The organism is Thermoflexus sp. (assembly GCF_040289485.1).
In the GTDB taxonomy this organism is placed as follows: Bacteria; Chloroflexota; Anaerolineae; order Thermoflexales; family Thermoflexaceae; genus Thermoflexus.
The window spans coordinates 1-4718 of record NZ_PSLG01000096.1; the positions used below are offsets into that span (position 1 = coordinate 1).

Sequence of the window (4718 nt, forward strand, 5' to 3'; positions counted from 1 at the left end):
CCCCGCAGGCGGGCCAGCCGGAGGGCCGCCCAGCGCCGCCAGCGCTCCCGCAAGCGGGCGAGGATCTCCTCGTGCTGCCGCGCCCGCTCGGCCTGGCGCCGGAGGCTGTGCAGCCGCGGCGTCATCTCCGCGAGCAGATCCCGGACACGGCTCAGGTTCTGCTGGGTAGCCTCCAGGCGCCGTAAGGCCTCCTCGCGTTTCAGCCGATAGAGGGCGATCCCCGCCGCCTCCTCAAACAGGGCGCGGCGCTCCTCCGGCCGCAGGCGCAACACCTCATCCACCAGCCCCTGGCCGATCACCGTGTAAGTCCGCCGGGCCAAGGGGGTGGCGCCCAGCAACTCCTGCACATCCCGCAGCCGCACCCGGTTGCCGTTGAGGAGATATTCCCCCTCCCCGTCCCGATACACCCGCCGCGTCAGCGCCACCTCGACGAAGTCGATGGGCAACCAGCCCTCGGCGTTGTCGAAGATCAGGGTGACCTCCGCCATGCCGGCCCGGGGGCGCTGATCACTGCCAGCGAAGATGAGATCCTCCCCCCGCCGGGCCCGCAACGTGGACAGGCTCTGCTCCCCGAGCGCCCATCGGATGGCCTCGGCGATGTTGCTCTTCCCGCTCCCGTTCGGGCCGACGATGGCCGTGATGGGCCCTGGGAACTCCAGCCGGGTGGGATCGGCGAAACTCTTGAACCCGTGCAGCTCGATGGCTTTCAGACGCACTCGGTCTTCCCTCCCCGTCCGAAATGTTCCCCAGGATCTGAAACAAGCCTGATGATCAAGCGGCAGGGGTTGAAATCAGACCCCAGCCAGATGCGATAGGCCGCCTCTGCCCCGGGCTCGGGGGCGGCCTCCACCCGGGTGGCTGGGAGCCGCAGGGCCTGGAGCAGCCGCCGTCGGACAGCTGGGTCCGACGCCGAGGAGAGGGCGAGGACCCGGGTGGGCTGACCATCCGGGGCTACCTCCAGCACGCGGGCGACGCCGAAGCCGGCCTCGCCGAGGATCTCCGCCGCCAGTTCCCCGTCGATGGGATTGCCGGTGGCGTTGATCACCTCCACGCGAACCGCCGGGGCCTGCGGCGGCTCGATCGGGCCGATCAGGAATCGCTGAAGATAGGCATGGGTTTTTTCCGTCGGCACGTAGATGGAAAGCCCCTCCACGGAGGTGGTGGGGGAAACCACAGTGTGCAGCCACCCATGAACGATACGGCTCCGATCCAGACGCAACCCGACGGAGGCCAGCCAGGCGAGTTCTTCCAACCCCAGATCGGTCTGCACCGTTTGGCGAAGGGAGATCCATAGTTGGGGGACGCGGAGCAGCCAGCCCCCTTCCTTCAGCCGCTTCCACATCGCCTCCAGGACCTGCTGTTGACGCCGGGAGCGGCCATAATCCCCACCGATCCGTCGGGAGCGCATATACCAGAGGGCCTCATTGCCGTCCAGACGGTAGCGGCCCGGCCCCGGCAGGGAGAGCGTGTGGGTGATGGTGGGGTCGGCCGGATCGACAAACGTCTCGTTGAAGGGACAGCGAACAGTGACCTCCACACCGCCCAAGGCATCGATGAGCTGCCGCATCCCCAGGAAGTCCACCAAAGCGTAACCGTGGGTCGGCAGCCCGAGATTATAAAACAGGGTGTCCCGCAGCACCCCGTAGCCGCCGCCCGGGTAACGCACCAGCTCCCCATGCACATACGCGGTGTTGACCTTGTGGTAGGTCCATCCCGGGATGTAGACCCAGAGGTCGCGAGGGATGCTCAGCAGCCGAACGGAGGGCTCGCGGGGGTCGATCGAGGCCACGATGATGGTGTCGGTCCGGCCCAGCGCTTGCCCGGCGCGACGATCGCTGCCCAGCAACAGCAAGTTCACCCGGTCCGGGGGGAGCGGGAGCGCGGGATGGGGCGTCGGGACCGGACCGGAGAGGGAGAAGGTGGCGCTCACCCGGGGCACCACCGGCGTGGACCAGCGGGCCGGGAGCGCCGGGGTGGGCGAAGGCGTAGGGACAGGCGTTGGGGAAGGAACAGGGGTCGCGGTCGGGATCGGCGACGGCGAAGGGGTCGGCGACGCGGCGTGGTGCTGCCCGCGCCCCCCGGCGGCACGACGAGGATCGGCGACGCGGGCCCAACGGCCGTCCGCCATCCAGACCAGGCTCTGCACAACCATGATCCATCCGATGAAGAGCAGGGCCCTGCCCAGTCTGTGACCCATGGATCTCCTCCGGTCATCCAAGCCCCAGCAACTCCCGCCTCAGGAAGTCCTGGAGGACGGCCTTCTGCTCCTCCTCCGCCTCGAGGACGTTCACCTGCTCCCACAACCACGCGATCATCGCCCGGTTGTGCCGGGATACCTGCGCCAGCCACTCCCGAACCCGCTCGGCCCGGGACTGATCGGGGTCGTGGAAGAGCTCCAGCACCCGCCGGGCACACGGACCGGGCCCCGGAGGGACCTGATTGTGGAAGAAAGCGGAGAGGGCATAACTGAGCATAAAGTCGACCAGGCCGCGCATCTTCTCCCAGACGGGGTCGCCGGGGATCATCAGGGCGATGAAAGCGTAATAATAAGGCAGCGAACCTGCGTAATCCCGGCGGTTAAACAGTTCTCCCGCCCGCACCGAGCAGTAACTGGCCGCCCGCCAGCGGATTTCATACGGCCCCACGCCCGGGGTCTGGCTCTCCCACAGATCCACGGTCATGCGCAGAGCCATGCGGAAACGGTCGATGGCCAAAGCGAAGTTGCGATCGCGGCGGTAACTCAACCCCTCCTCGAACAGCCCCCGTGCGTTCCCCAGAGAGGGGGTGATCCCAGAGGGATAGACCACTTCCGACAGATCCGCCCGCAACGCCGCGAACACCTTTCCTTCCAGCGGGTTCTCCCGGGGGATCCAGCGGAACCCGGCGTTGTGGGGGCCGAGGAGGCCTTCCCGCACCATCGGATGGAGGATGCTGCCCACCTCCGCCGGGGGGATCCCCAGCAGCAGGGTCAGGGCCTCGAGCTCCAGGGGCCATCCGGCCATCCCCAGGAAGCGGACCAGCCCTCCTTCGGCGGCCTCGATGAACCGCCTAAGCCCCGGCACCTGGATCCCTTGGATGGGCGTGACCACGGAGGGTGGGAGCCCTCCAGCAAAAGCGAGGGCCCGGCTGAGCAGCAGAAGCCAGATCAGTTCCTGCCGCCCGCCCGGCTCCAGTTCAACGCCCTCCCAGTTCGCCTGTTCCATCCAGCGGGCGATGGTGAGGTCCGCGACCCCAGACCGCAGCGCTTCGTACAGACGGGTCAGCCCGAGGCGGCGGGCGGTGGGATCCAAGGGGAGGAAACCCCAGTCCTGCAGGTAACGCCGGTACCGATCCGCCGCCCCCAGGACCTCCGGGGAAGCAGGGGCCTCCGGCGCGGTTCCGGCGGGCAGGGGAGCGGCCGCTGCCGCGCCGGCCTCCTCCGCGATCAACGTATCATAATAGATGAACTCGTCACACACCGCCGGGATGAGATCGCTGGTGGCACCTTGCACCCCTACGCCGATCACGTATTTCCCGTGCTCGCGCAGGCGGGCGATCAGGCTGGAGAAATCGCTGTCCCCGGAGACGATGACGAAGGACTGGATCTCCGGCCGGGTGAACAGAACCTCCATAGCGTCGATGGCCATGCGGACGTCGGCGCGGTTGCGGGCGATCTTGTGGCCATACGAATAAACCTGGATCAGATCCACCCCGTGGCGGAGGAGTTCGTCCCGGTATTTGGTGAAGCGGGACCAGTCTCCATAGGCCCGCTTCAAGATCAGGCGCCCCCGACGCCCGAGCTCGAGAAACAGCCGGTTCAGATCGAGGGTATAGTAGCGGCTCTCCGCCGCCGTGACGATGTTCTCGAAATCGATGAACACCGCCGTGTTGGGCCGTTCCCGACACACCATCGGCTTCCCCACCCGTTGGGAGGTCTGGGGCGGAAGGGGAAAGGCATACGCCCTCTCCTTCCCGGGCCACCGCATCCCAGCGGATCAGCGGCGGGTCCAGCCCCCCGATCGGCTCCTCCGCCGCTTCTCCGCCGACGGAAGGATCCCCCTCTGGGTAAAGATTACAGATCCGTTTATAAGGCGTGTCAAACACAAAACGCCATCGGGAGGGAAGGCCATGGCCGGCCGCATCTCGCCTGACTACTGGATCTTCTTCGACGGTGGCAGTCGGGGCAACCCCGGACCCGGCTATGGCTCGTATGTGATCCGAACGCGCGACGGACGGGAGGATCGACGCCGGCTGACCTTTGCGGAGGCCCTCACCAACAACGAGGCCGAATACCGCACCCTGATCGCCGCCCTCGACGACCTCATCGACCGGATCCAGCGGGCGGGGAAGGATCCCGCCGCGTTCACGGTGGAGATCCGTGGGGACAGCCGCCTGGTCCTGGCCCAACTCAAGGGCGACTTTCGGGTGCGCGCAGCGCATCTGCGCCCGCTTTGGGAGGCTGCCCGCGGGCGTCTGGCCCGATTTCGAGAGGCCCGCCTCGTCTGGCAACCCCGCGCGGCCACCCGCGCCGTGCTGGGCCATTGATCCATCGGGGATCCCTCCGGGGATGAGGGGCCGCTGCACACCCCATGAGGGATCCCCCAATGCCTCAACCGTTCCGTGGCGCATCGTCATCCGTTTCACCTTGCGAGGCGAAACGGATGACCGGCCCCTTCCGGCTTCATCGACCCGTGGCGCGTAGACCGGCCCTTCGCCGTTCCGCCGCCCGAGGGATCTCC

General features: G+C 67.6%; 4 protein-coding genes. 1 reads left to right on the forward strand and 3 read right to left on the reverse strand.

Going from position 1 to position 4718, the window contains the following annotated elements; translation table 11 throughout:
* The 3 genes from C4313_RS11005 to C4313_RS11015 form a co-directional block, all read right to left on the reverse strand.
* On the reverse strand, positions 1 to 716 hold a 716-nt coding region (locus C4313_RS11005; protein WP_352429907.1), incomplete at its 3' end, for an AAA family ATPase.
* A complete protein-coding gene (locus C4313_RS11010; protein WP_352429908.1) occupies positions 707 to 2197 on the reverse strand; it encodes an LCP family protein in 1491 nt (496 codons plus the stop codon). The genes C4313_RS11010 and C4313_RS11005, both read right to left, overlap by 10 nt.
* Positions 2198 to 2210: 13 nt before the next feature.
* Positions 2211 to 3890, reverse strand: a complete 1680-nt coding sequence (locus C4313_RS11015; RefSeq protein WP_352429909.1) for an NYN domain-containing protein — start codon at positions 3888 to 3890, stop codon at positions 2211 to 2213.
* Positions 3891 to 4107: 217 nt separating this feature from the next.
* On the opposite strand from C4313_RS11015, the gene C4313_RS11020 reads away from it, so the two are divergent.
* Positions 4108 to 4524: a ribonuclease HI family protein gene (locus C4313_RS11020; protein WP_352429910.1), complete on the forward strand. Its 417-nt coding sequence runs from the start codon at positions 4108 to 4110 to the stop codon at positions 4522 to 4524.
* The last annotated feature ends 194 nt before the right edge of the window (positions 4525 to 4718 follow it).

What these genes read in the sequence shown, in the direction of transcription:
- C4313_RS11010 (WP_352429908.1), bottom strand. Translation starts at nt 2,197, where the DNA reads ATGGGTCACAGACTGGGCAGGGCCCTGCTCTTCATCGGATGGATCATG.
- C4313_RS11015 (WP_352429909.1), bottom strand. Translation starts at nt 3,890, where the DNA reads ATGGTGTGTCGGGAACGGCCCAACACGGCGGTGTTCATCGATTTCGAG.
- C4313_RS11020 (WP_352429910.1), top strand. Translation starts at nt 4,108, where the DNA reads ATGGCCGGCCGCATCTCGCCTGACTACTGGATCTTCTTCGACGGTGGC.